Source organism: Massilia sp. LMS1-1-1.1 (assembly GCF_040815535.1).
GTDB classification, from domain to species: Bacteria; Pseudomonadota; Gammaproteobacteria; order Burkholderiales; family Burkholderiaceae_D; genus Janthinobacterium; species Janthinobacterium aestuarii.
The window spans coordinates 574,013-596,912 of record NZ_JBFPNG010000012.1; the positions used below are offsets into that span (position 1 = coordinate 574,013).

25 protein-coding genes are annotated in these 22,900 nt (G+C 65.5%); 14 read left to right on the forward strand and 11 right to left on the reverse strand.

The features are described from left to right. Positions 1 to 228 precede the first annotated feature (228 nt). From ssuE to MRBLMS1_RS12575, 5 genes are read left to right on the forward strand one after another with little or no spacing between them, the layout of a single operon-like run. Positions 229 to 849, forward strand: a complete 621-nt coding sequence (ssuE, locus tag MRBLMS1_RS12555; protein WP_128139761.1) for an NADPH-dependent FMN reductase — start codon at positions 229 to 231, stop codon at positions 847 to 849. A 24-nt stretch (positions 850 to 873) separates the two neighbouring features. Next, on the forward strand, positions 874 to 1,884 hold the full coding sequence (locus tag MRBLMS1_RS12560; RefSeq protein WP_485879612.1) for a sulfonate ABC transporter substrate-binding protein: 1,011 nt from the start codon (positions 874 to 876) through the stop codon (positions 1,882 to 1,884). Positions 1,885 to 1,905: 21 nt separating this feature from the next. Further along, positions 1,906 to 3,066, forward strand: a complete 1,161-nt coding sequence (gene ssuD / locus MRBLMS1_RS12565; RefSeq protein ID WP_070279091.1) for an FMNH2-dependent alkanesulfonate monooxygenase — start codon at positions 1,906 to 1,908, stop codon at positions 3,064 to 3,066. A gap of 1 nt (position 3,067) precedes the next feature. Next, entirely contained in the window at positions 3,068 to 3,859 is a 792-nt protein-coding gene (gene ssuC / locus MRBLMS1_RS12570; protein WP_485879613.1) for an aliphatic sulfonate ABC transporter permease SsuC, read from the forward strand. Positions 3,860 to 3,884: 25 nt separating this feature from the next. Beyond that, entirely contained in the window at positions 3,885 to 4,715 is an 831-nt protein-coding gene (locus tag MRBLMS1_RS12575) for an ATP-binding cassette domain-containing protein (RefSeq protein ID WP_139092365.1), read from the forward strand. Here MRBLMS1_RS12575 and MRBLMS1_RS12580 read toward each other — a convergent pair. Next, positions 4,672 to 5,382, reverse strand: coding sequence for an HAD-IA family hydrolase (locus MRBLMS1_RS12580; protein WP_485879614.1), 711 nt, complete (start codon positions 5,380 to 5,382; stop codon positions 4,672 to 4,674). The genes MRBLMS1_RS12575 and MRBLMS1_RS12580 overlap by 44 nt on opposite strands. A 132-nt stretch (positions 5,383 to 5,514) precedes the next feature. On the opposite strand from MRBLMS1_RS12580, the gene MRBLMS1_RS12585 reads away from it, so the two are divergent. Next, positions 5,515 to 5,934, forward strand: a complete 420-nt coding sequence (locus MRBLMS1_RS12585) for a hypothetical protein (RefSeq protein ID WP_485879615.1) — start codon at positions 5,515 to 5,517, stop codon at positions 5,932 to 5,934. Positions 5,935 to 5,953: 19 nt separating this feature from the next. Here MRBLMS1_RS12585 and MRBLMS1_RS12590 read toward each other — a convergent pair whose 3' ends face one another. Next, positions 5,954 to 6,409, reverse strand: a complete 456-nt coding sequence (locus tag MRBLMS1_RS12590; protein WP_485879616.1) for an META domain-containing protein — start codon at positions 6,407 to 6,409, stop codon at positions 5,954 to 5,956. A gap of 142 nt (positions 6,410 to 6,551) precedes the next feature. On the opposite strand from MRBLMS1_RS12590, the gene MRBLMS1_RS12595 reads away from it, so the two are divergent. The 5 genes from MRBLMS1_RS12595 (at position 6,552) to MRBLMS1_RS12615 (ending at position 11,661) form a co-directional block, all read left to right on the forward strand. Then, a complete protein-coding gene (locus MRBLMS1_RS12595) occupies positions 6,552 to 7,502 on the forward strand; it encodes a hypothetical protein (RefSeq protein ID WP_485879617.1) in 951 nt (316 codons plus the stop codon). After that, positions 7,499 to 8,968, forward strand: a complete 1,470-nt coding sequence (gene pdxR, locus MRBLMS1_RS12600; protein WP_485879618.1) for a MocR-like pyridoxine biosynthesis transcription factor PdxR — start codon at positions 7,499 to 7,501, stop codon at positions 8,966 to 8,968. The genes MRBLMS1_RS12595 and pdxR overlap by 4 nt, the downstream gene beginning before the upstream one ends. A 122-nt stretch (positions 8,969 to 9,090) precedes the next feature. Beyond that, on the forward strand, positions 9,091 to 10,269 hold the full coding sequence (locus MRBLMS1_RS12605) for a benzoate/H(+) symporter BenE family transporter (RefSeq protein WP_456151062.1): 1,179 nt from the start codon (positions 9,091 to 9,093) through the stop codon (positions 10,267 to 10,269). An 85-nt stretch (positions 10,270 to 10,354) separates the two neighbouring features. Continuing rightward, entirely contained in the window at positions 10,355 to 11,086 is a 732-nt protein-coding gene (locus tag MRBLMS1_RS12610; RefSeq protein WP_485879619.1) for a CPBP family intramembrane glutamic endopeptidase, read from the forward strand. A gap of 35 nt (positions 11,087 to 11,121) precedes the next feature. Continuing rightward, on the forward strand, positions 11,122 to 11,661 hold the full coding sequence (locus MRBLMS1_RS12615) for a gamma carbonic anhydrase family protein (RefSeq protein WP_485879620.1): 540 nt from the start codon (positions 11,122 to 11,124) through the stop codon (positions 11,659 to 11,661). Positions 11,662 to 11,665: 4 nt separating this feature from the next. Here MRBLMS1_RS12615 and MRBLMS1_RS12620 read toward each other — a convergent pair whose 3' ends face one another. From MRBLMS1_RS12620 to MRBLMS1_RS12660, 9 genes are all read right to left on the reverse strand, one after another. Then, positions 11,666 to 12,025: a hypothetical protein gene (locus tag MRBLMS1_RS12620; RefSeq protein ID WP_485879621.1), complete on the reverse strand. Its 360-nt coding sequence runs from the start codon at positions 12,023 to 12,025 to the stop codon at positions 11,666 to 11,668. Further along, a complete protein-coding gene (locus MRBLMS1_RS12625) occupies positions 12,007 to 12,402 on the reverse strand; it encodes a helix-turn-helix domain-containing protein (protein WP_485879622.1) in 396 nt (131 codons plus the stop codon). Before MRBLMS1_RS12625 ends, MRBLMS1_RS12620 begins: the two co-directional genes overlap by 19 nt. An 82-nt stretch (positions 12,403 to 12,484) precedes the next feature. Beyond that, a complete protein-coding gene (locus MRBLMS1_RS12630) occupies positions 12,485 to 13,399 on the reverse strand; it encodes an acyl-CoA desaturase (RefSeq protein WP_485879623.1) in 915 nt (304 codons plus the stop codon). Next, on the reverse strand, positions 13,399 to 13,716 hold the full coding sequence (locus MRBLMS1_RS12635) for a DUF3144 domain-containing protein (RefSeq protein ID WP_034782889.1): 318 nt from the start codon (positions 13,714 to 13,716) through the stop codon (positions 13,399 to 13,401). The genes MRBLMS1_RS12630 and MRBLMS1_RS12635 overlap by 1 nt, the downstream gene beginning before the upstream one ends. A 71-nt stretch (positions 13,717 to 13,787) precedes the next feature. Beyond that, on the reverse strand, positions 13,788 to 14,282 hold the full coding sequence (locus tag MRBLMS1_RS12640) for a gluconokinase (RefSeq protein ID WP_485880086.1): 495 nt from the start codon (positions 14,280 to 14,282) through the stop codon (positions 13,788 to 13,790). Between the two features lie 7 nt (positions 14,283 to 14,289). Next, on the reverse strand, positions 14,290 to 14,793 hold the full coding sequence (gene yfiB, locus MRBLMS1_RS12645; RefSeq protein WP_485879624.1) for an outer membrane lipoprotein YfiB: 504 nt from the start codon (positions 14,791 to 14,793) through the stop codon (positions 14,290 to 14,292). Positions 14,794 to 14,809: 16 nt separating this feature from the next. Beyond that, positions 14,810 to 16,069 (reverse strand): diguanylate cyclase DgcN/YfiN, encoded by a 1,260-nt coding sequence (gene dgcN / locus MRBLMS1_RS12650; protein ID WP_181877856.1) that lies wholly within the window; start codon positions 16,067 to 16,069, stop codon positions 14,810 to 14,812. Between the two features lie 8 nt (positions 16,070 to 16,077). Next, positions 16,078 to 16,659, reverse strand: coding sequence for a regulatory sequestration protein YfiR (gene yfiR / locus MRBLMS1_RS12655; RefSeq protein ID WP_485879625.1), 582 nt, complete (start codon positions 16,657 to 16,659; stop codon positions 16,078 to 16,080). 195 nt (positions 16,660 to 16,854) lie between these two features. Then, on the reverse strand, positions 16,855 to 18,507 hold the full coding sequence (locus MRBLMS1_RS12660) for a Na+/H+ antiporter (RefSeq protein WP_046683790.1): 1,653 nt from the start codon (positions 18,505 to 18,507) through the stop codon (positions 16,855 to 16,857). A 190-nt stretch (positions 18,508 to 18,697) separates the two neighbouring features. Here MRBLMS1_RS12660 and MRBLMS1_RS12665 point away from each other — a divergent pair, with 190 nt between their 5' ends. From MRBLMS1_RS12665 to MRBLMS1_RS12675, 3 genes are read left to right on the forward strand one after another with little or no spacing between them, the layout of a single operon-like run. Then, on the forward strand, positions 18,698 to 19,996 hold the full coding sequence (locus MRBLMS1_RS12665; RefSeq protein WP_485879626.1) for a cytochrome c: 1,299 nt from the start codon (positions 18,698 to 18,700) through the stop codon (positions 19,994 to 19,996). 15 nt (positions 19,997 to 20,011) lie between these two features. Then, a complete protein-coding gene (locus MRBLMS1_RS12670; protein ID WP_034757277.1) occupies positions 20,012 to 20,479 on the forward strand; it encodes a (2Fe-2S)-binding protein in 468 nt (155 codons plus the stop codon). Then, complete coding sequence (locus MRBLMS1_RS12675) at positions 20,472 to 22,790, forward strand: xanthine dehydrogenase family protein molybdopterin-binding subunit (RefSeq protein ID WP_485879627.1); 2,319 nt, start codon at positions 20,472 to 20,474, stop codon at positions 22,788 to 22,790. Before MRBLMS1_RS12670 ends, MRBLMS1_RS12675 begins: the two co-directional genes overlap by 8 nt. The last annotated feature ends 110 nt before the right edge of the window (positions 22,791 to 22,900 follow it).

The following is a 22,900-nucleotide window of genomic DNA, read 5'->3' on the forward strand; positions in this document are numbered from 1 at the left end:
GCCGATATTGCACCGCCCCGCGTGCGCCGTACACGAAGAAAACCGCGCATGGATATGCGAAAAAAACCATGCGGGGATGAGCGCCTTCGCTTGCGGGGCGTCAGGCCCGGATAGTCAAAAAACGCATATCGAAGCGCGAAAGCATTCGTTTTACTGGGCTTCTGATGGCGATAGGCTGCAAGCATCCGAGCAACGCCACTTTCGACAACCTACAGGGACGGGCATCACATGAGCATCTTGTTATTGGGCGGTAGCCCGCAACTCCCATCGAGTTCCAGCCGCCTGCTGCTGCATATCGGCGAACAGCTGGTGCTGCAAGGCCACAGCTACGCCCAGCTGCATGTGCGCGACTTGCCGGCGAGTGCCTTGCTGCTGGCCGACTACGACGATGCGGCAATCGCCCGCGCCGTGCGCGCCGTGGCCGACGCCGACGCCATCGTGATCGCCACGCCCATCTACAAGGCGTCCTATACAGGGCTGCTGAAAGCCTTCCTCGACTTGCTGCCGCAAGATGGCCTGGCCGGCAAGCTGGTGCTGCCGCTGGCCACGGGCGGCGGCCATGCCCACACCCTGGCGCTCGACTATGCGCTGCGTCCCGTGCTCCATGCGCTGGGCGCCAAGCAAGTCTTCACCAGCATCTATGCCAATGCGCAGCAGCTGGCGTGGCGCGAAGAAGGGGGCCTGAGCCTGGACGCGCCGATCGCCGACCGCGTGCAAGCCGGCATCGAGGAACTCTCCACGGGCCTGTTCGTGCTGCAGGGGCAGCGTCCGCCCGCGCCAGCCGAGATCCCGCACCCCGTGCGTTCGCTGCAAGACCAGCCGTATGCGCCCCACTATCAAGCCGCCTGATTATTCACCGACCAAGGAACTGCCATGACACACCGCCACGCACAACGACTTTCGCGCCGTACCACCCTGGGCCTGCTGTTTGCCGCCGCTGCCGGCGTGATGGCGGCCGGCATGCCGGTCGCGGCGCAGGCGCAGGCCAAAGGGGAGGTCCAGGTGCAGGTGCGTATCGGCTACCAGAAATACGGCACCTTGACCCTGCTGAAAGGGCGCGGCACCCTGGAAAAACGCCTGGCCGAACAGGGCGTGGGCGTGAAATGGACGGAGTTCCCGGCCGGCCCCGTGCTGCTGGAAGGCTTGAACGTGGGCAGCATCGATTTCGGCACTGTGGGCGAGGCGCCGCCGATCTTTGCCCAGGCGGCCGGCGCCAACCTGGTCTACGTCGGCAATGAGCCGGCGTCGCCGGCCAGCGAAGCCATCGTCGTGCCCAAGGGTTCCGGCCTGCGCACCCTGGCCGATTTGAAGGGCAAGAAAATCGCCTTGAACAAGGGTTCGAACGTGCATTACCTGTTATTGAAGGCGCTGGAAAAGGCCGGTGTCGCGTACGCCGATATCCAGCCCGTGTTCCTGCCGCCGGCCGATGCGCGCGCCGCCTTCGAGCGGGGCAGCGTGGATGCGTGGGCCATCTGGGACCCGTTCCTGGCGGCCGCCGAAAAGCAGCTGGGTGCGCGCGTGCTGGCCGATGGCAAGGGCCTGGTGGCGAACTACCAGTTCTACCTGGCTTCGCGCACGTATGCGGAAAAAAATCCCGAGATCCTGCGCATCGTGCTCGATGAAGTGGCCAAGGTCGATGACTGGGGCCGCAACAACCCGGACGAAGTGGCGACGATCCTGTCGGCACAGACGGGGCTGGGCAAGGATGTCGTGGCGCTGGCCGCCTCGCGCTATGCGTATGGCGTCAAACCCGTGTCGGTCGACGTCATCGCTTCGCAGCAAAGGGTGGCCGATGCGTTTTCCAGCCTGAAGCTGATCCCGAAACCGATCGTCGTCAAGGACGCGCTGCTGCCGGCGCGCCAGCTGGCCACCAGCACAAAATAAACAAGCAAAGGAAAGCGCACCATGTCATTGAATGTCTTCTGGTTTATCCCTACCCACGGCGACAGCCGCTATCTGGGCACGTCGCAGGGCGCGCGTCCCGTCGATGCCGATTATTTGCGCCAGGTGGCCGTGGCCGCCGACACGCTCGGCTACGACGGCGTGCTGCTGCCGACGGGCCGCTCCTGCGAAGATGCGTGGGTGGTGGCGTCGTCGCTGATCAGCGTGACGCAAAAGCTCAAATTCCTCGTCGCCATCCGTCCCGGCCTGTCCACGCCCGGCCTGGCCGTGCGCATGGCGTCCACGTTCGACCGGCTGTCGAACGGGCGCCTCCTGATCAACGTCGTCACGGGCGGCGACCAGGGCGAACTGGAAGCGGACGGCCTGTTTGCCGACCACGCCAAGCGTTATGAAATCTCCGATGAATTCATCAAGGTGTGGCGCGCCACGCTGGCGGGCGAGGGCGGCGCAGCCGGCTACGATTTCGAGGGCAAGCATATCCAGGTGAAGGGTGCAAAAACCCTGTATCCGCCCGTGCAAAAGCCGTATCCACCGCTGTATTTCGGCGGCTCGTCGGAACCGGCGCATGAACTGGCGGCCGAGCAGATGGACGTCTACCTGACGTGGGGCGAGCCGCCGGCCGCCGTCGCGGAAAAGATTGCCGACATCCGCGCGCGCGCGGCAAAAAAAGGCCGCACGGTCCGGTTTGGCATCCGATTGCACGTGATCGTGCGCGAAACGAACGAAGCGGCCTGGCGCGCGGCCGATGAACTGATCAGCCACCTGGACGACGACATCATCGCCAAGGCGCAGGCGGCGTTCGGCAAGATGGATTCCGTGGGCCAGCAGCGCATGGCGGCCCTGCATGGCGGGCGGCGCGACAAGCTCGAAGTGTCGCCGAACCTGTGGGCCGGCGTGGGCCTGGTGCGCGGCGGCGCGGGCACGGCCCTCGTCGGCGACGGCCCGACCGTGGTGGCGCGCATGCAGGAATACGCGGACCTGGGCATCGACACCTTCATTTTCTCGGGCTACCCGCATCTGGAAGAGTCGTACCGCTTCGCCGAACTGGTGTTTCCGCTACTGGGCAAGGGCAAGGCCGTGGGTGAGCAGTCACTGACGGGTCCCTTCGGCGAAGTCATGGCCAGCAATATCGTGCCTGCCGCACCGCAGAAAAAGGCGGCCTGAGATGGCGGCCGGCTCCATACGACGGGCAGGCGGCGAGCCGTGGCGTGATTCGCTGGCGCCGTGGGCCTTGCCCGTGGCGCTGCTGCTGGCCTGGCAACTGGCGGCGCAGTGGGGCTGGCTGTCGAGCCGCATCCTGCCCGAGCCGTGGGCCGTGGCGAAAGCGTTCTGGCACCTGGCCGTGTCGGGCGAACTGTGGCTGCACCTGAAAACGAGCTTGTGGCGCGCGACGGTCGGTTTTGCCGTCGGCGCGGGACTGGGCTTGCTGCTGGGGCTATTGACGGGCAGTTTCCGCCACGCGGAAACCCTGCTCGACACAACCCTGCAAATGGTGCGCAACATCCCCGCGCTGGCCCTGATTCCGCTGGTGATCCTGTGGTTCGGCATCGACGAAACGGCCAAGCTGTTTTTGCTGGCCGTCGGCGTCTTCTTTCCCGTCTACCTGAATACCTTCCACGGCATCCGTTCGGCCGACCAGGGCTTGATCGAAATGGCGAAAAGCTATGGCTTGTCCGGCTGGCCTTTGTACCGCGACGTGATCCTGCCGGCCGCCATGCCCTCGATTCTGGTCGGCGTGCGCTTTTCGCTGGGCCTCGTGTGGGTGCTGCTGATCGTCGCCGAAACCATCTCGGCGCAGGCCGGCATCGGCTACATGACCATGAATGCGCGCGAATTTTTGCAAACGGACGTGGTGCTGGTGGGGATTTTGCTGTACGCCTTGCTGGGCAAGCTGGCCGATCTGTTCTCGCGCCGGCTGGAGCGCCACTGCCTGCGCTGGAATCCCGCTTACCGATAGTGACGAAATGACGAAGGAAGACACCATGCTGCTTGCCCCCATCCAGATCGAAACGGATTTTTTGTCGCACTTCGTGCAATACGACCCGGCCAGTGCGCCGCCGCAGGCCAAGGCCGCGCCGCAAGCTCCCTTGGCGCGCCGTGGCGTGCCTTTGGAGCTGACGCAATTGAGCAAGGCCTATGGCGAACGTCCTGTTTTGAAGAACGTCGACCTGCAGCTGGAAGCGGGAGAATTTGTCGCCATCGTCGGGCGCAGCGGCTGCGGCAAGAGCACCTTGCTGCGCTCGATCGCAGGACTGGAAAGTGCCGATGACGGCAGAATCGCCATCGGCAGCGGCGTGGGCGCGCCCGATATCCGCATCATGTTCCAGGAATCGCGTCTGCTGCCGTGGAAAACGGTGCTCGATAACGTGGCCCTGGGCCTGCCCCGTTCCGTCGGCGCGGCGGCCGCCTCGCTGTGGACGGTGGGCCTGGCCGAACGGGCCGACGACTGGCCGTCGGCCCTGTCGGGCGGGCAGAAACAGCGGGTGGCGCTGGCGCGCGCCCTCGTGCACGAGCCGCAACTGCTGCTGCTCGACGAACCTTTGGGCGCGCTCGACGCCCTGACGCGCATCGAGATGCAGCAACTGATCGAGTCGCTATGGCTGGCGCGCGGTTTCACGGCCGTGCTGGTGACGCATGACGTGGCCGAAGCCGTGGCCCTGGCCGACCGGGTGCTGCTGATCGAGGATGGCCAGATCACCATGGACGTGCAGGTGGACTTGCCGCGCCCGCGACAGCGCGGCCATGCGGCCTTCGCCGCGCTGGAGCAGGCTATCTTGTCGCGCGTACTGCAGCCGTCTCGGCCAGGACAATAAAGCCGTCGCCATCGACGCTTGCCACGATGGCTTCATAATTGTCGATGGCCGGGTGGCGCGTGGCCAGCGGGTGCGCATGCGTGGCCGTGACGACGATGACCTTCGCACCGGCCGCTTCGCCCGCCTCGATGCCCACCGACGCATCTTCGAACACGAGGCAGTCGGAGGGCGCCACGCCCAGTTTTTCAGCCGCCAGCAGGTAGCAATCGGGTTTCGGCTTGCCCGCCTTGACGTCTTCCGCCGTCACCATGATGGCCGGTATCGGCATGCCGGCCGCCTTCAGGCGCGCCGTGGCCAGCGCGCGCGGCGCCGAGGTGACGATGGCCCATTGCGCGGGCGGCAGCGATTCCAAAAAGCGCAGCGCACCCGCGATTTCAATGATCCCTTCCACATCGATGATTTCCGCATCCGTGATGCCCTGCGACTCGCGCTGCGCGTCGACGCCGGGCAAGCGCAGTTTGGCGATGGTGTCGACCGAGCGCGCGCCGTGGATGGTGGGCAAAAAGGCCGCCACGTCGAGGCCCTGGCGCTGCGCCCACGTGCCCCAGATGCGTTCGGCGGCGGCGATGGAATTGATGACGGTGCCGTCCATGTCGAACAGAAAAGCGCGGTAGCGGCCAGCGGCCGATGGTGTCGGGGATGAAGACGGCGAGGGCAGTGCGGACATGGCTTCCTTCCAGGCAGGTTGGTCGAGGCTTTTTTGCAAGCGCCCATTGTAAGGTGAAAGCGCAATATGCGTGCTGTGCTACATTCAGCGCACCGGTCATCGTGGCCGGCAAGATACGGACAAGGACAGATAGTGGCAATCGAGTTTTCGTTGGAAGCGGATGCGCAGCTGGAGCAATGGGTATTGACCGACGTATTGATGCGCTGCGGGGCGCAGGACGTCGAGCCGAGCGACAGGGGCTTCAATGGCTGGTTCCCCGAGCCAGGCCTGAGTTTTTATGTCCGTATCAGGAGCATTGAGCAAGGTATGGGAAGCGCCAGCCCTGACTGCGTGCTTGCCGAATTTCTGCCGTCGCCGCAGGACTGGCGGGTGGAATACAGGATCAATTTCCGCTACAACAGCGATGAATACGATGCCTGCAGCAGCACCTTGCGCGAAGTCGTTGCCTGCCTGGTGGAATCGAGCCCCTGCAAATTTGTCGTCTCATTTCAATCTGAGCAAGTGTACTGCTTGCGCAATCAGCGGGGGCTGGAAATCTTCAAGGTCATCTGACCTGCTGCCGGATGACAGCCTACAGGTACACCGATTCAAACCTGGCCACGGGCGCGCCATCCTTGAGCAGGATCAGCTTCTCGCCTTCGAGCTGGTAGCCCGTCACGCTGTTCAAATTGGCCAGCACGGCGCTTTCCAGCTGCATCAAAGGGGGCGGGCAGGCCATGCGCGTGCCGGCCAGCTGGGTGAAGCGCAGGGCCGTGCCGGCCACGGTATAGCCGCCCATGACGCGGTTGCAGCCCGTGAAACCGGTGACTTTGCCATCGGCGGTAAGGGTGATGCGCACTTCGCGCTCCTGCTGCGGCGCCATCGCCACCGGCGCGCCATCGAGCTGTGTGAGCTTCCAGTAGGTGTTCGTCAGGCTGGCCTGCGGCGCCAGGCTGGCGTTCGGCTTGGCGCTGTCGCTGGTGGCCGCGCAACCACCGGCCATGGCGATGGCGGCGGCAAGAGGAAGGTATTTCAGGCGATGCGGCATGGGATGCTCCTGTGAGGGGGAATGCCTGCAGACTAGCAGGTTTTTCGCGCCGCTCAGCGCACGGCAGCGGTGATTGTTTCCATTTTGCCAGTCCTGGCATTAAACTCATGCTTTCTTTAACGTTGATCGGGGAGCCGGGCCGATGCTGCAAGCGCAAGCGCTGGATAATCGACTGGTCGCCACCACTGACGACGACGTGCTGGTCGACCGCATCGTGCCCGGCGCGCCGCTGGTGATCGCCTTCGGTTTCGTCTCGTGGACCACGCGTCCCGCCTTCGATTTTTACGGGCGCCTGAGAAAGCTGGAGCAGGCCAGCGGCCAGCACCTGAACAAGATCTTCGTACGCGATTCGGGCAATGCCTGGTACCACCGCCGCATCGCAGGCCTGGGCAATCATGTCGACGAGACGGCGCAAGCCTTGCGCGAACTCGTGCGCCGCATCGCGCCCAGCCAGGTCACGACCATCGGCCAGTCCATGGGCGCGTACGCGGCCGTCATGTATGGCTTGCTGCTGGACGTGCAGCAGATCGTCGCCTTCGGACCGCTGTCCTTCCTCGACGTGCAGCAGGCGCGCTTGTACCATGAGCTGCGCTGGCTGCCCGTGATGGAATCGCTGGCGCAAGACCCGCCAGCCTCCGGCTATTACGACCTGGCGGCCCTGTGCCGCGCCAGGGCAACCGAGCATACGCAGCTGCACCTGGTGTTCGGCACGCGGCCTGACGCGGCCCGACCGGATGTAGCTAACCCTGGCGCCAGCGCCAGCGAATCGGTCAACCTCGACGCCATGCACGCGCAGCGCCTGGCCGCCTATGGTCAATGCACCCTGCACCCGTTTCCCCAGTCGGGCCACGCCGTGGTGCAGCACCTGATCGACACGAAACGCATCAACGGCTTGCTGGCCAAATGCATACTCGGCCTCACGTTGGCGCCCGAGCCCATGCAGGAGATCGGTGCGGCCTGGCAGGACTGGGTGGCGGAAAACCTGCGTTTGGGCTGCGCCGGCGAACAGCTGGTGGCCGTGCTGCAGCAGCACGGTTTTTCGTTGGACAGCAGCATGGCCGCCGTGGATGCCGTCCGCGCCAAGGCCCTATGACGCCGCAGTTCGAACTCGACACGCTGAAAATCCGCATCGCCGCGCCCGAACTGGCGGCGCTCGATTTGCGCGTGCGCGTGCAGCGCGCGCTGCGCCAGCTGATACTCGATGGCGTGCTGCCACCGGGCCTGCGCCTGCCGGCCACGCGCGCGCTGGCGCAGTCGCTGGGCGTGTCGCGCGATACGGTGGAAATGGCGTACGCGCAGCTGCGCCTGGACGGTTATATCCAGCGCCAGGCGGGATCGGGCAGTTTTGTCTCGCCGACGATAGGCGCGAGCTTGCTGGGCAAGCCGGCGGTGGCGCCGTTGTCCATGCCGGCGCAGCCGGTGGCGCTCAGCACACGCGGCGCGCAGATTCTCGCCAGCGGCGGCGTGGCCGACCAGCAGAGCGTGAAGGCGTTTGCCACGGGCTTGCCGGAAACGCGGGCTTTTCCGCTTGACGTGTGGGAGCGCTTGCGGCGCCAGGCGGCCAGCGAACACCATGTGCTGCTGCACGGCGACCCGCAAGGGGCCGAGCCTTTGCGCCAGGCCATCGCCGACTATGTGAACCTGGAGCGGGGCGCGCGGGCCACGGCCGGCCAGGTGCTGGTGCTGAGCAGCACGCGCCAGGCCCTGTACCTGTGCGCGCAAGTGCTGGCCGATGCGCATGGCCCCATCCTGATGGAAGACCCCGGCTATTTCGGCGCGCGCAAGGCGTTCGAGATGGCGCAGCTGCGCGTCGTGCCCGTGCCCGTCGATGCGCATGGCTTGTCCATCGCACACCTGCGAGCGGACCGCAGCGGGGCCAACACGGTATACGTCACGCCGTCGCATCAATACCCGACGGGCGCCACCCTGGCGCTCGAGCGCCGCCTGGCCCTCACTGCCTGGGCGGCCGAGCGCCAGGGCTGGATCATCGAGGACGATTACGACAGCCAGTTCCACTACGCGGGCATGCCGACGGCGTGCGTGCAGGGGCTCGACACGCAGCAGCGCACGATTTACCTGGGCACCTTCGCCAAGTCGCTGTATCCGGGCCTGCGCATCGGCTACATGGTGCTGCCGCCCGCGCTGGTGAAACCGATGACCCATGCGCGCAGCATTCTCGACGGCCATACGCCGCAACTGGACCAGCTGACACTGGCCCGTTTCATCGCCGATGGCCATTTCGCGGCCCATGTGCGCGCCATGCGCAAGGTCTATGCCGTGCGCCGCGATGCGATGGCGCAGGCCGTGCAGCGGCACCTGCCGCACGTGGTCACGGCGCAGCTGCCGCCGGGCGGCTTGCAGATGCCCTGTCTGCTGCACGAGGGCAGGGTGGAGCTGGACACGATACGCCTGGCGGCGCAGGCGGGCATCGTGCTGCCGGGCCTGAGCCGCTTGTACGCGACGCCGCCGGCGCGCGGCGGCTGGCTGCTGGGTTTTGCGGCCTTGACCCCGCACGAGATCGACAGCGGCATCGTCCGCCTGGCCCGCGCGCTGGGTTGATTATCCAAGTGGTCTGTTGGATGTGAATAAATTGGCATGCTTGAGCAGTCCATACAACCATTAATATGCTGGCTTTCAATGGCAGAGGCATATACATGACAACAACCACAACAACCGCCGCCATGGCCGACCGGGCGCGCTGGCGCGACCTGGCGTCCCCCGCCATGGCTGCCTTCATTTCCGTCCTCGTCAACTATGGCGGCACCTTCGTGCTGGTGTTCCAGGCGGCCCAGCTGGCCCAGCTGAGCGCGGCGCAGACGGCATCCTGGGTCTGGTCGCTGAGCATCGGCGTGGGCGTGACGGGCATCTGGCTCAGCTACCGCTACCGCGCGCCCATCATCACGGCCTGGTCCACGCCCGGCGTGGCTTTTCTCGCCACCGTCATGCCGCATACGCCGTATGCCGAGGTGATCGGCGCCTATATCATTTCCGCCATCGCCTTCATTCTGCTGGGCATGTCCGGCGCCTTCGAACGTCTCGTGCGGCTGATCCCCGGTGGCATCGCGGCCGGTCTGCTGGCCGGCATCCTGCTGCAGTTCGGCGTGAACGCGTTCGGCGGCGCCAGCGCCGATCCCGTGCTGGTGGTGGTGTTGCTGTTGTCGTACGCGGTGCTGCGCCGCTTTACGGCACGCTTTGCCGTGGTCGGCATCATGCTGATCGGCCTGGCCCTGCTGCTGGCGCAGGGGCGCATCGATGCGCAAGGCATCGAACTGGCCTTGGCCGCGCCCGTGTTCGAGATGCCGCGCTTTTCCGTGGCGTCCCTGCTGGGCGTGGCGCTGCCCCTGTTCCTGATCACCTTGACTGGGCAATACATGCCCGGCATGCTGGTGCTGCGCAATGACGGCTACCAGGTCAGCGCCAATCCCATTCTGACGGTGACGGGACTCGGTTCGCTGCTCATGGCGCCATTTGGCGCGCACGCTTTCAACGTGGCCGCCATCACGGCCGCCATCTGCACGGGCAAGGATGCCCATGCGGACCCGTCGAAGCGCTATGTCGCAGGCCTGGCTTGCGGTGTGCTGTATATCCTCGTGGGTGTCTTCGGCGTCACCCTGGCCAGCCTGTTCATGGTCTTGCCGCGTCCCTTCATCACGGCGCTGGCGGGCCTGGCCTTGCTGGGCGCCATCGGCAACAGCCTGGCGCAGGCGATGGCGGACGTGCGCATGCGCGAAACGGCCTTGATTACTTTCCTGGCGACGGCTGCGAACGTGACCCTGCTGGGCGTGGGCGGCGCCCTGTGGGGGCTGGCGGCGGGACTGGCGGCACACGGGCTGATGCATTGGGGGCGCAAGGCGGCATAGCCTGGATATTTGCCCATTTTGCCAGCCGCCGCATACAATTGCTGCGCCCGTGCCCGTTGGCACCGTCCTTTTCCCGATGTGAACGATGGCCGACCTGACTTCCCTGGCGCAGTATCTGCTGGCGATCACGCCCGCCTTCCTCGTCTGCGCCGCCTTGCTGCTTGCCGTTCCCCGGACGGTGCCGCTGCTGCGCGTGCTCGTGCACATCATGTTTTTCGTGCTGGCACGCGACGCGATGACGGCGCACGGCTACTGGCAAGTGGCGGCGGGCGGCTTGCGCTTCACGGCACCGCCGCTGGTCTTGCTGGCGCTGGGCGCCATGTCGCTGGGGCTGGTGACCAGCACGTGCTGGCTGGAAAGCGAGGCGCGCCGCCAGATCCACTGGCTGGGCATGCGGCCGGTCCTGTCCGTGCTGCTGGGCGTGGCGGGCGCTTGCGTGATCATCGCGCTGGCGACGGGCTTGAAAGCGCTGTTTGGCTTGCCGTCCCTGCCGCCCGTCGCGCCATCCATGCTGCCCTTGCTGCTGGGCTTTGCGCTGGCGGCCAACTGTTATGAAGAATTGCTGTTTCGCGGCTTGCTGCAGCAGCAATTGCGCGCCTGGCTGCCGGCCTGGCGCGCGGCGCTCGTGTCGGGCCTGCTGTTTGGCCTGTGCCACGCTTTTCTTGCCACCACCGTCACGCAGGTGGGTGCGCCCATCGTCGTCTTTACCGTGATCGAAGGCGTGGTGGCGGGGCTGGTATATTGCCGTGCCGGTTTGTTGGGCGCGTCCCTGGCCCATGGCCTGGCGATTTTTGCGCTGGCCGCCGGCTGGGTGTGAATCCTGTTGTTTAATATTGAAGAAACGAGAAGACTATGCCCATAAGTTCCTATCTGAATACCCGCCCCGTCGTGGGCGAGCGCGTCTACCTGCATGACACGGCGCAAGTGATTGGCGACGTACAGATCGGCGACGACTGCTCGATCTGGTGCAACAGCGTGCTGCGCGGCGACGTCAACCGCATCGTCATCGGCGAAGGCAGCAATATCCAGGACTTTTCCATGGGTCACGTGTCGCACAGGAATGCGGCCAAGCCTGACGGTTCACCGTTGACCATCGGCAAATACGTGACCATCGGCCACTCCGTCATCTTGCACGGCTGCACGATTGGCGACGAGTGTTTGATCGGCATGGGCAGCATCGTCATGGATGACGTGGTGGTGGAAAAACACGTAATGCTGGGCGCGGGCAGCCTCGTGTCGCCGGGCAAGGTGCTGGAAAGCGGCCACCTGTACGTGGGCCGCCCCGCCGCCAAGGTGCGCGCGCTGACGGAAGCGGAAATCGCCTACCTGCGCTATTCGGCCGAGCACTATGTGCGCGTGAAGAACAACTATCTGGTTGGCGAACCGGACTGATGCTTCAGGCTGGCGCCATGGCCAGCGCATTGATGCGCGCCGCCATGGCGCGTGCATCAGGCACGCCCAGCACCAGGCGCGCCCATTTTTCGCCTTGCAATTCGATGACCAGTGGCTGCATGCCGCGCGTCATGAAGACGAACTGGCGGTCGCCGCCCTTGTGATAAGTGCCTGCCGAAATGACTCCCGGCAGGTTGGTGCCCGGTGCGCGCAAGCCAAGGGCCGCGCCGCGGAATCCGTCATCGTCGGTGGCTCCACGCACATGCTGCAGGGGAATGCACAGGTTGCCCTGAAAGGACGCCAGTTTTTCCCGCAGGGCCAGGCGGATGGTCAGTGCATCGTCGTTCAATTCGAGGCTAGGCATGGTGTCTCCTTCGGTGGTTGATCCAGATGGCTTAACAGGCGTTCGCCCAGCAGGCGGGACGTATCGGCGCCCGTGTCCAGTACGGCGGCACGGCACAGCGCCGTGATGGCGGCGTCAGAGGGCGCCAGTTCCTTCAATGCGATGATCAGCAAATCGACCGCTTCTTCCCGCGCCGGCCAGCCAGGCTGCAGTGCTTGCGTCAGCACGCGCTCAAACAGATGGCGTTTGGAGCCGAAAGCCTTGTACAGGCTGCCGCGCAGCAAACCCGTAGCCTTGACCAGGTCATCGACCGACGCGGCGTTGTAGCCCAGGCTGCCAAAGACGGCGGCGGCCTGGCTGGTGACGGTGGCTTCATCAAAATTGCGCGGTCTGGCCATGGTAGGTAGGCGATGGGTGCGACGGGGCGGGATGCCCTGTTTCTGGCACCACTATATGCATTGGTGAACGATTGGTCAATAACTATCTGCGGCCAGCGGTTTCGCGCAGTTCCGGCCGCGGCGCCAAGTCATCCGGCAGGCGCAGGGCGGAGACGAGGCCCAGGCGCCGCAACAGCAGCAGCATCCACCAGCCCGGGTCCCATTCCCCCGGCAGCAGGCCCAGCCTGGCTGAGCCCGGATACGCGTGATGGTTGTTGTGCCAGCATTCGCCCATGGTCAGCAGCGACGTCAGGCGGATATTCCGGCCTTGCACGGCGGCGCCGTCGACGTGGAAGTGCATCTGGCCATGGTTGTGGGCGAAGTAGCCGATCAGCCAATGGCCGAGCACGCCGGCGCTGACCCGCGCGCAGACGCCCCAGCAGACCAGGCCCCAGCCGCCCCAGGCGAAGAACAGCACGGCCCATGGCAGTTGCTGCAGCATCCAGCTTCTTTCCAGGAAACGGTAAAAGCGGTCGTGCGCGATGCGCGGCTCGATGGCGATGTGCGGCGGGTGGTCGAGTTCCAGGCGGCAGAATAATTGCCACCAGGCATCACGCCAGAAGCCGGCGCCGTGGCGCAAATAGGGGTGGCAATCGGGCAGGCGCTGCGCATAGTCGCGCAGTTCGTGCTGGCGCAGCAGGCCCAGCGGGCCGCTGAGGCCCACCAGCACGCCCAGGTAGACGAGCGCATATTCCAGCCATTGCGGGCATTCAAAGCTGTCATGGATCAGCTTGCGGTGGCTGCCCAGCGAGTGGCCGAACAGCAGGACGATGGCCGTGCCGGCCGCAAACAGCAGCAGGCCGGTCCAGCTGAAGAAGCACAGGGCGCCCGTCACGGCGCCGGCCAGCATGGCCGTCAGCCATAGCGATGGTAAAGGCGCAAAGCGCACCGTGCCGTGCAACACGCTATCGGCGTGGGTGGCGCGGGCGCGGTGCCTGTCCAGGCTGGCCGCCGTCATCAGCCCTTGGGAGCCGACGACGGTTGCGTGTATTTGTCGAAGTTGGTGATGTAGTCGTTGAAGTTGTCGGTCAGCATGCGCTTGTACTGTTCCGTGAAGAAGGCCACGGCGCCTTCCTTCTCTTCCTGCATCTTGGCCACGTCGTTGCTCTTGCTGGCGACGAGGAAGGCGTTGAAGCGGGCAGCTGCGTACAGCAGCGAGGTGGCCACTTCATTGCCGCCGCTGTGCATGCATTGCTCATTGGCCAGGGCGATGACCTGGTCGGCGCGTTCCCAGAATTCCGGGCCCGGTGCTGGTTTTGTCGTTGGTGTGCTCATAAAAATCCCTCATGAAAGTGCGCGCCAGTCTACACAGGGGGCCGCGGGCTGTCCAGCCGCGCGGCTGCCTGTCAGGGCGCCTGCAGGATTTGTTCCAGCAAAACGGGCAGCGGCTGGCGGATGTCGAGCACCATGCCGGCCTCGTCCGCCTGCAGTGGCTGCAGGGTGGCCAGCTGGCTGTCGAGCAGGCTGGCCGGCATGAAATGGCTGGGGCGCTGCAAGCGGCTTTCCAGCACGGCACGCGGGCCGTCCAGGTGGATAAAGCGCAGGGCCGGGTCGCCCTCGCGCAGCACGTCGCGGTAGGCGCGCTTCAGGGCCGAACACGAGACGACGAGGCCGCTGCCTTGCGCGCGGGCCGTGGCGATGCGCTCGCGCAGGGCGGCCAGCCAGCCGGCCCGGTCGGTATCGTCGAGGGGTATGCCGGCCGCCATCTTGGCCACGTTTTCCGGCGGATGCACCTCGTCGCCTTCCACGTAGGGTACGTGCAAGGCGTCGGCCAGCAGGCTGCCGACGGCGCTCTTGCCGCAGCCGGACACGCCCATCACGACCCAGCGCACGGCGGGCACGCCCACCTCAAGGCGCCGAAACGATGACGGTGACGCGGCGGTTTTCCGCCTTGCCCGTCTTGCTGGCGTTCGAGGCCACGGGCTTGCTCATGCCCAGGCCCTTGACCGTGATGTTCTCGCGCGGAATGCCCGATGCGCTCATGGCGTCGGCCACCACGTTGGCGCGCGCCAGCGACAGCTTGTTGTTGTACGCTTCCGTGCCTTCGTTATCCGTATGGCCTTCCACGCGCATGTGCGTGATGCCCACTTTCAGCAGGGCGGCGCTGATTTTCTGGATGGCGTTGCGGCTGGGCGGGACCAGCTTGGCGGCGTCGAATTCGAACAGCAGCTTGTCGGTAAAGCTCAGTTCCCAGCCTTCGTCCGTCTGGTTGAAGCCTTGTTCCTTCAAGGTGGCCACTTGCTCGGCGTTGAACAGCGGTTTGATTTCTGGCGTGCTCTGGCAGGCGGCCAGCAGGCCCAGCATGAACAAGCCGAGTAAGCCGCGGCGTAATTGCGTGTAGATGAATTGCATGGTGTTGCTCCTTGGTTCAGGGATGAATATGGGGTTGTGGCAGGCGCGCCACCTGGCGCGTGCCGCGCTGCGCCTGCTTGGCGCGGTACATGGCTTCGTCCGCCGCGCCGACGAGCGAGATGGCGTCGATGGCGTGATCGGGAAAGACGGCCACGCCGATGGTCAGCGAGCTGACGATGCTGTTGCCAGTGGGCAGTTCAATGGCTTGCGCCATGGCGGCGATGATGTTGTCGGCGATGTGCATGGCGTCGCTGCTGTTGCGCAGCGGCTTGAGCACGATGGCGAATTCGTCGCCGCCCAGGCGCGCCACCAGGTCGCCTTCGCGCAATTGCTGCTTGATGCGCGCGGCGATCGTCACCAGCACGCGGTCGCCCGAGGCATGGCCGAAGGTGTCGTTGATGTACTTGAAGCGGTCGCTGTCGAGGAACAGCACGGCCACCTTGCCATTGCCGACCCGCGCGTCGAGGATGGCGCGTTCCAGTTCCGCTTCCATGAAGGCGCGGTTCGACAGGCCCGTCAGGCTGTCGTGGTTGGCGCGGTGCGACAGCGAGGCGTGTTCCTTCTGCAGATGGCTTTGCCATGCTTCCAGTTCGTCGAGCAGGGCGTTGAAGTCGTCATTGATCTGGTTCAGTTCGGCAATATTGGCCGGCGGCACGCGCAGTTCGAACGAGCGGTCGCGCCGCACGCGGTGGGCCGTTTCCGCCAGGTGGCGCAGGGGCGACGTGATTTCCGTTTCCATGCTGCGCGACAGGCGCACGGCAACGACCAGGCTCAGCACCAGGCAGGCGAGCAGGCAGGAGAGGCCGCTGAGCAGGAAGGGCAGCAGGCTGCGGCTGTGCGGCACCAGCTTGATGCTGCCGATGGCCTGGTCATTGCGCATGATGGGGAAGGTCAGCGAATCGGGCAGCATCCAGCCCGTCAACGCACGCTCGATGTAGTAGCGCGTGCCGTGTTCGCCCCGTTCCCAGCGGGCCAGCACCTTGCCGTCCTGGTCGCTCACCTGCGCCTGGTCGATATCTTCATTGACGCCGATCAGGGCCAGCGCTTCCCTGGCGGCCATGGAGTCGCCAAAGACGACGGCCCCTTCCACCGTATAGCTCATCGAACGGGCCACCAGGCGCAGGTTCTGGTCCGAATACACGCGCAGGGCCAGCAGCGCCACGGCCGTCAGGGTCAGGCCGGCCGCCAGCACGGCGATCAGCGACACGCTCAGGTGGGCGCGCCGCAGCACGCTGTCGAGCGTGCGGCGGGGTTGGCGGGCAGGCTTGTTGCTCATGCGGGCGCTCATGGCGGCGGTCCCTTGCGACGTGCAATTTGCAAGGCGTTCGGATGCACGCGCAGGCCGCTGCGGGCAATGGCGTCGAGATTGACGTCAAAACCAATCTGCGCCTCGGTCAGGCGCAGGCAGAACATGGTGCCCACGGTACAGGACGTGCCCGGTTCGGCGACCGATAGAATCGGTTTGCCGATGATCTGCGCCAGCAGGTGCTCGCGTTCGCTCTCGGGCAGGCTGCCCAGGTAGACGACGTCGCATTCGCTGGCCGCGCTGGCCATCGCCGGGCTTTTCACGCGGATGCGCTGGCTCAGGCTGGAAGCGGGCGTGTCGACGATGGCCGCGCCGTAGCGGGGTGCGCCGAGCATGCAGATGCGCACTTCCTGGCGCGCCACGGGCCAGCGCACATAACTGATGATGCCAAACAGGACCTGGGCCACTTCGGCGGGGCGCCTGGCATCGGCAGCCGCGCCCGTTTGCGCCCCCGCCGCGCACGGCGCCAGCGCAGCGCAGGCGAGCAGCGAGGCCAGCAGCACGACAGCGAGCAGGACGGGCGGCGCGGGGCGCTGCCGGTGGCGGGGAGAGAAGGGCACGGCGTCGGTGTCTTTATGCAGGTCGGGTGGCTATTCAAATAGTTACTCTGCAACACATACTCTACGGAAGTCCATGTTGAAAGTAAATCACGGCATGACGCCATAAAACCTTGCATTATAAACACGAATGTGGAAACTTGCATTCTTTGCCATGAGAATTACCTGATCAACATTGTTTCCTGCAACAGATCGTTGTTATTCTTCCAATGTCGCTTCCAGCAAGTCGATTTCGCGCAGCAGGCGCAAGTGGATGGTGTCGTCCAGCTCGCCCGAGATGCGGCGGCGGAACAGCTCATCGCGCTCCGCATTGAGCGCTTCCAGGCGCAGCGAGCGCTCGGCCCTGGCCAGTTCCTGCAGCCGCATCGCCTCGTCGTTGCTGCTCTCGCCATACGCGAGGCGGCGCCGGTAGGCTTCGATCAGGCGGTTGGCCGCTTCCGTGACGACTTGCTGCTTGTCATTCTTGTCGATGCCTTCGCACACTTTTTCCAGCCGCGCGATGGCCGCTTCGGCGGCAGCGGCGCGGGCATTGCGCTCTTCCGTTGAACGGCGCGCGGGCGGCGCGAAGACGAGGCCCTTGGTCAGCAGGGGCAGGGTGACGCTGGCCAGCAGCAGCGACAGCAAAATCACGCCCATGGCCAGGAAGATGACGAGGTCGCGCGCGGGAAAGCGCGTGCCATCGGGCAGGAACAAGGGCAGGGTCAAAATGCCGGCCAGGGTCAGCGCGCCGCGCACGCCCGCGAACGACGCCACCAGCAGCAATCGCAGGCTGGGGCGGGCCAGCAGCGCCGCGTCCTTCGGTTCGCCGGCCACCTTCTTGTGGTGCTTGAACAGGGTCAGTTTCATGGAAATGAAGACCCAGAGGAAGCGCATGAAGGTCAGCCCCACCGTGATGGCGATGACGAACAGCGGCAGTTTCCAGGCGCTGCCGGCGCCGATTTCGGCCGATGCGGCCGGCAAGCCGGCAACGGTGGTGGGCAGCTGCGCGCCCAGCATGACGAAGATCACGCCATTCAAGACCAGCTGCACCGTATCCCACACGGCCTTGCGCTGAGTGCGCGTGGCGGCCAGCGGGCGGCCGATCAGGTCGGCGTAATGCATGGACACGCCCGCCGTGGCGGCGGCCAGGATGCCCGAGCCGTGGATTTGCTCGGCGCCCAGGTAGGCGGCAAACGGGATCAGGATGCTGATGAGGATTTGCAGGCCCGGCTCTTCGCCCACCTTGCTCACCAGCCACTTATTCGCCAGGCCCACGCCCCACGAGATGGCCAGACCGATGACGATGCCGCCACCCGCTTCCTGCAGGAAACTCAGCGAGGCGGCGCCGATGGAAAAGCCGCCCGTCATCATGGCGCCCACGGCAAACGTGAAGCAGACGAGGCCCGACGCGTCGTTGAGCAGCGATTCGCCTTCGAGGATGTGCATCAGGCGCGGCGGGATCGGATTGCCTGCGGCGATTGCCGAGACGGCCACGGGATCCGTCGGCGACAGGATGGCGCCCAGCGCGAAGGCGACGGCCAGCGGCACGCTGGGAATCAGCCAGTCGATGAAAAAGCCCATGCCCAGCACGGTAAACAGCACGAGGCCGATGGCCAGCATCAGGATCGAACGCGCGTCGGAAAAGAAGGCGCCCTTGGGAATGCGCCAGCCATCGAGAAACAGCAGCGGCGGAATGAAGAGCAGGAAGAAGATGTCGGGATCGAGCGGCACTTGCACGCCAAACACGGCCAATCCCGTGCCGCCGGCGATCTGGATCAGTGGCAGCGGCAGTTTGACCCAGCGCGAGCGGGCGAGAAAGCCGCACAGGACGACGGTCAACACGAGGATGAGGATGATGGTAACGGTATGCATGAAGGAGCGGCGGCGTGCTGAAACGCTGATTATAAGGCGCAGCCCGCCTGCAGGCGGCACCTGCGTGTCATTGCGTACATACAACAAGTCACAATCGCGGTAAGATTCTCCCATTCATTGCCACAATCTGCCCTGCTGCTGCCGTCCGTGCGCGGCAGGCGCGTGCCTGGCCTTTTACCGGACTCCTGTTTTGCTCAAGAAAATCTTCACCGGCCTGCTGCTGTCGCTGGCATTGCTCATCGTGGCGGCCCTGGCCGCGTATCTGTATTACTGGCGACCAGCGCTGGCGCCCATCGATCCTCCTGCCGTCACGGCATTTTCCCCGCAAGTGGTGGAGCGGGGCCGCATCCTGGCCGGCATGGGCAATTGCGCCGCCTGCCATATGGCCAAGGGCGGCGCCGAGTACGCGGGCGGCCACGGCCTGGCCACGCCGTTCGGCACCATCTATGCGACGAATATCACGCCCGACCGGCAAACGGGCATCGGCCGCTGGTCGCAGGCTGCCTTCCAGCGGGCCATGCGCGAAGGCGTGGGCCGCGACGGTGCCCATTTGTATCCCGTCTTTCCGTACACCCATTTCAACCTCGTCTCGGATGCGGACCTGGCGGCCTTGTACGCGTATTTCATGACGCGCCCGCCCGTGTATGCGGTGGCGCCCGCCAACAGCGTGCCTTTCCCGTTGAACTTGCGGCCGCTGCAGGCAGGCTGGAAGGTGCTGTTTTTCAAGCCGGCCAGCTATCAACTCAATCCCGCGCAAGGCCTGGACTGGAACCGGGGCCGCTACCTGGCCGAAGGCCTGGCCCATTGCGCCGCCTGCCACACGCCGCGCAATGCGCTGGGCGCCGAGCTTGCCGGCTCATCCTATCTGGGCGCGGCCATCGACCACTGGTATGCGCCGGCCTTGACCAGCGCCAACACGGCCCCGCTGCCGTGGACGCAGGACGAGCTGTACGCCTTTTTGCGCACGGGGGCGACGTCCCTGCACGGCGTGGCGGCCGGGCCCATGTCGTCCGTCGTGCACGAAGGCATGGGCGTCTCGCCCGATAGCGATATCCGTGCCTTGTCCGTGTATTTTGCGGACCTGGCCGGCGCCGAACAACGCCAGGTCGATACCGATACCGTGGTAAAAGCCGGCATCAAGCGTTCGCAGCGCGTCAGCCTGGTCGACAACGACCGTGGCGCCAGCCTGTACGTGGCCGCCTGCGCGTCGTGCCATTCGAACAGCGATGGCCAGCCTGCGGCGCTGCGGCCGGAACTGAGCCTGAACAGCGCCGTCAGCGCGCCCGATCCCGCCAACCTGATCCAGGTGATATTGCACGGCTTGAGCAAGGACGAAGCCATGCCCGGCGTGCTGATGCCCGGCTTTGCCGCCTCGCTGACGGACAACGACGTGGCTCAGCTGGCCGCCTATTTGCGCCGCAGCCGCAGCCACCAGCCGGCCTGGACGAATCTGGAAGCGGCCGTGGCACGCGCCCGCGCTGGCAAGTAATTACTGAAAGACTCTATGTACAACATGACCGTGAATGGCCAGCCCTTCGGCACCGAGGTTGACGCCGAGACGCCCCTGCTGTGGGTGCTGCGCGACGAAGTTAAATTAAAAGGCACGAAGTTTGGCTGCGGCATCGGCATGTGCGGCGCCTGCACCGTGCACGTGGATGGCCGCGCCATGCGCTCGTGCATCACGCCGATTGCCGCCGTGGCCGGCTGCGCCATCACCACCATCGAAGGCCTGTCGCCCGATGGCACGCACCCGTTGCAGCGGGCGTGGCTCGCCACGCAGGCGCCCCAGTGCGGCTATTGCCAGTCGGGCCAGATCATGCAGGCGGCCACCCTGCTGAAAGATTACCCGCAGCCGACCGATGCGAATATCGACGCCGTCATGAGCGGCAACCTGTGCCGCTGCATGGCGTATGTGCGCATCCGCAAGGCGATCAAACTGGCGGCCGGCATGCAGGAGGCGCCCGGTGTTTAAGTTACCGAAAGAAAATTCAGCTGCCCGCCCCAGCGCGCTGGGCCGGCGCGGTTTCCTGATTGCCGCCGCCGGCACGGGGTTTACGCTCGCCTTCTTGCGCGCCGACAGCACCCTGGCCGCAGGCAAGGCGGCGCCCGTGCAGTCTAAGCAAAGCGCCGCGCCCGTGTTCGATCCCGGCATCTGGTTCCAGATCGGCCGCGACGGCATCGTCACCGTCAACATCGCCAAGGCGGAAATGGGCCAGCACATTGGCACGGCCCTGGCGCGCATCGTGGCCGAGGAGCTGGAAGCGGACTGGAGCAAAGTACGCCTGCATTACGTGGACACGGACCCGAAATGGGGCTTGATGGTGACGGGTGGCAGCTGGTCCGTCTGGCAGAATTTCGATCCGCTCAGCCGAGCCGGCGCGGCCGGGCGCCTCGCGCTGGTCGAGGAAGGCGCGCGCCTGCTGCGCGTGCCCGTGTCGGCCTGTCACGCGAGGCTGGGTGTCGTGCATGGCCGGGGGCGGTCGATCAGCTATGGCGACATCGTGCGCCGTGGCAAGCTGGCGCGCCAGTACACGCCCGAGCAACTGAAAGCCATCGTGCTGAAAACGCCGCAGCAGCGCAGCCTGGTCGGCCAGCACGTGCAGGCGCTCGACATCCCCGCGAAAATCAATGGTACGGCCGTGTACGGCATCGATGCGGAAGTCGAGGGCATGCTGTTTGCGCGCCCGAAGATCCCGCCGACCCGCTACGGCTCGAAAGTGGTCTCCATCGATGATACGGCCGCGAAAAAGGTGCAAGGTTATCTGCGTTCGTTCGCCTTGCAGGATCCCAGCGGCACGGTGCCCGGCTGGGTCATGGTGGTGGCCGAAACGTATGCGGCCGCCATGCGCGCGGCCGAGCTCGTGCAAGTGAAATGGCGGGCCGGCGCGGCGGCCCACGTGGCGGAGCAGGATATTGTCAACTACGCCGGCAAGCAGTTGGCCGATGCGAGCCTGGGCGCCCGCGTCGTCGATGACGATGGCGTGGAGCAAGCGTTCAACGATGCCAGCCTGCAGCTGGAGCGCCACTACACGACCAGTACCGTGTTGCATTTCCAGCTGGAACCCGTGAATGCCCTGGCGCAGGAAATCGACGGCGTCTGGCACATTCATGCGGGCAACCAGTGGCAATCGTTGATACTGCCCGTGCTGGCGCAGGCGTTGAAGGTGCCCGAGAGCCATGTCATGCTGCATACCTATCTGCTTGGTGGCGGTTTCGGGCGGCGCCTGAATGGCGATTATTGCGTGCCGGCCGCGCTGGCGGCGCAAGCTGTGGGGCGGCCCGTCAAGATGATTTGTACGCGGGCCGACGACACCCGTTTCGATTCGCCCCGTTCGCCATCGGTGCAGCACGTGCGCATGGCGTTCGACGACGCGGGCAAGGTGTCGGCGATGGTGCACGAGGCCAGCGCGGGCTGGCCCACGCAAGTGATGATCCCCGCCTTCCTGGCCAAGGATAAGCAGGGCCATCCGTATGACACGTTCGCCATCGCCGGCGCCGACCACTGGTATTCGGTGGGCGCGCAGCGCGTGCGGGCCGTGTCGAACGACCTGGCCAACAGCAGTTTCCGCCCCGGCTGGCTGCGTTCCGTGGGGCCCGGCTGGACGAATTGGGCTGTGGAAAGTTTCATGGATGAGGCGGCGCAGGCGGCCAAGGTCGATCCGCTGGCGTTCCGTCTGTCGCTGTTGCAGGCGACGGGGCGCAATGCGGGCAGCGCGCCGAACGCCGTCGGCGGCGCCGCGCGCCTGGCCCATGTGCTGCGGCGCGTGGCGGACAAGGCAGGCTGGGGCACGGCCATGCCGCCCGACACGGGCCTGGGCATTGCCGCCACGTTTGGCCAGGAACGCGACATGCCGACCTGGACGGCCTGCATTGCCCGGGTGAAAGTGGACCGCAGCACTTGCATGGTGAAAGTCGAAAAGCTGTTCATGGTGATCGACGCGGGCAGCATCGTCGACCCTGATGGCGCGCTGGCGCAGGCGGAAGGGGGCGCCCTGTGGGGCGTGAGCATGGCCTTGCATGAAGGCACGGCCTTCCTCAACGGCCAGGTGAAGGATACCAACCTGAATAGCTACACGCCGCTGCGCATGGCCGACGTGCCCGAGCTTGACATTGAATTTGTTGCCAGAACGCAAACATCGACGGGCATGGGCGAGCCGCCCACGACGGCCGTGGCGCCGGCGATCGGCAACGCCATCTTTGCCGCCGTGGCCTCGCGCGTGCGGCATTTGCCGATCCGCCCGGAAGCCGTGCTCAAGGGGCTGGACCGGCACGGCGCCGTCTGATGGGCGCGCGTGGCGAATTTGACGTGCGCCGCGCGGGAACTGGCGCAGGCTGGTACACTGATGATTGCCGATCAGCGCATTAGCAGCGTGATTTCAGCTTGATGTCAGCG

Excerpts from the sequence above, each read along its gene's own strand:
- ssuE (WP_128139761.1), top strand. The coding sequence starts at position 229 with ATGAGCATCTTGTTATTGGGCGGTAGCCCGCAACTCCCATCGAGTTCC.
- MRBLMS1_RS12560 (WP_485879612.1), top strand. The coding sequence starts at position 874 with ATGACACACCGCCACGCACAACGACTTTCGCGCCGTACCACCCTGGGC.
- ssuD (WP_070279091.1), top strand. The coding sequence starts at position 1,906 with ATGTCATTGAATGTCTTCTGGTTTATCCCTACCCACGGCGACAGCCGC.
- ssuC (WP_485879613.1), top strand. The coding sequence starts at position 3,068 with ATGGCGGCCGGCTCCATACGACGGGCAGGCGGCGAGCCGTGGCGTGAT.
- MRBLMS1_RS12575 (WP_139092365.1), top strand. The coding sequence starts at position 3,885 with ATGCTGCTTGCCCCCATCCAGATCGAAACGGATTTTTTGTCGCACTTC.
- MRBLMS1_RS12580 (WP_485879614.1), bottom strand. The coding sequence starts at position 5,382 with ATGTCCGCACTGCCCTCGCCGTCTTCATCCCCGACACCATCGGCCGCT.
- MRBLMS1_RS12590 (WP_485879616.1), bottom strand. The coding sequence starts at position 6,409 with ATGCCGCATCGCCTGAAATACCTTCCTCTTGCCGCCGCCATCGCCATG.
- MRBLMS1_RS12595 (WP_485879617.1), top strand. The coding sequence starts at position 6,552 with ATGCTGCAAGCGCAAGCGCTGGATAATCGACTGGTCGCCACCACTGAC.
- pdxR (WP_485879618.1), top strand. The coding sequence starts at position 7,499 with ATGACGCCGCAGTTCGAACTCGACACGCTGAAAATCCGCATCGCCGCG.
- MRBLMS1_RS12605 (WP_456151062.1), top strand. The coding sequence starts at position 9,091 with ATGGCCGACCGGGCGCGCTGGCGCGACCTGGCGTCCCCCGCCATGGCT.
- MRBLMS1_RS12610 (WP_485879619.1), top strand. The coding sequence starts at position 10,355 with ATGGCCGACCTGACTTCCCTGGCGCAGTATCTGCTGGCGATCACGCCC.
- MRBLMS1_RS12615 (WP_485879620.1), top strand. The coding sequence starts at position 11,122 with ATGCCCATAAGTTCCTATCTGAATACCCGCCCCGTCGTGGGCGAGCGC.
- MRBLMS1_RS12620 (WP_485879621.1), bottom strand. The coding sequence starts at position 12,025 with ATGCCTAGCCTCGAATTGAACGACGATGCACTGACCATCCGCCTGGCC.
- MRBLMS1_RS12625 (WP_485879622.1), bottom strand. The coding sequence starts at position 12,402 with ATGGCCAGACCGCGCAATTTTGATGAAGCCACCGTCACCAGCCAGGCC.
- MRBLMS1_RS12630 (WP_485879623.1), bottom strand. The coding sequence starts at position 13,399 with ATGACGGCGGCCAGCCTGGACAGGCACCGCGCCCGCGCCACCCACGCC.
- MRBLMS1_RS12635 (WP_034782889.1), bottom strand. The coding sequence starts at position 13,716 with ATGAGCACACCAACGACAAAACCAGCACCGGGCCCGGAATTCTGGGAA.
- yfiB (WP_485879624.1), bottom strand. The coding sequence starts at position 14,793 with ATGCAATTCATCTACACGCAATTACGCCGCGGCTTACTCGGCTTGTTC.
- dgcN (WP_181877856.1), bottom strand. The coding sequence starts at position 16,069 with ATGAGCAACAAGCCTGCCCGCCAACCCCGCCGCACGCTCGACAGCGTG.
- MRBLMS1_RS12660 (WP_046683790.1), bottom strand. The coding sequence starts at position 18,507 with ATGCATACCGTTACCATCATCCTCATCCTCGTGTTGACCGTCGTCCTG.
- MRBLMS1_RS12670 (WP_034757277.1), top strand. The coding sequence starts at position 20,012 with ATGTACAACATGACCGTGAATGGCCAGCCCTTCGGCACCGAGGTTGAC.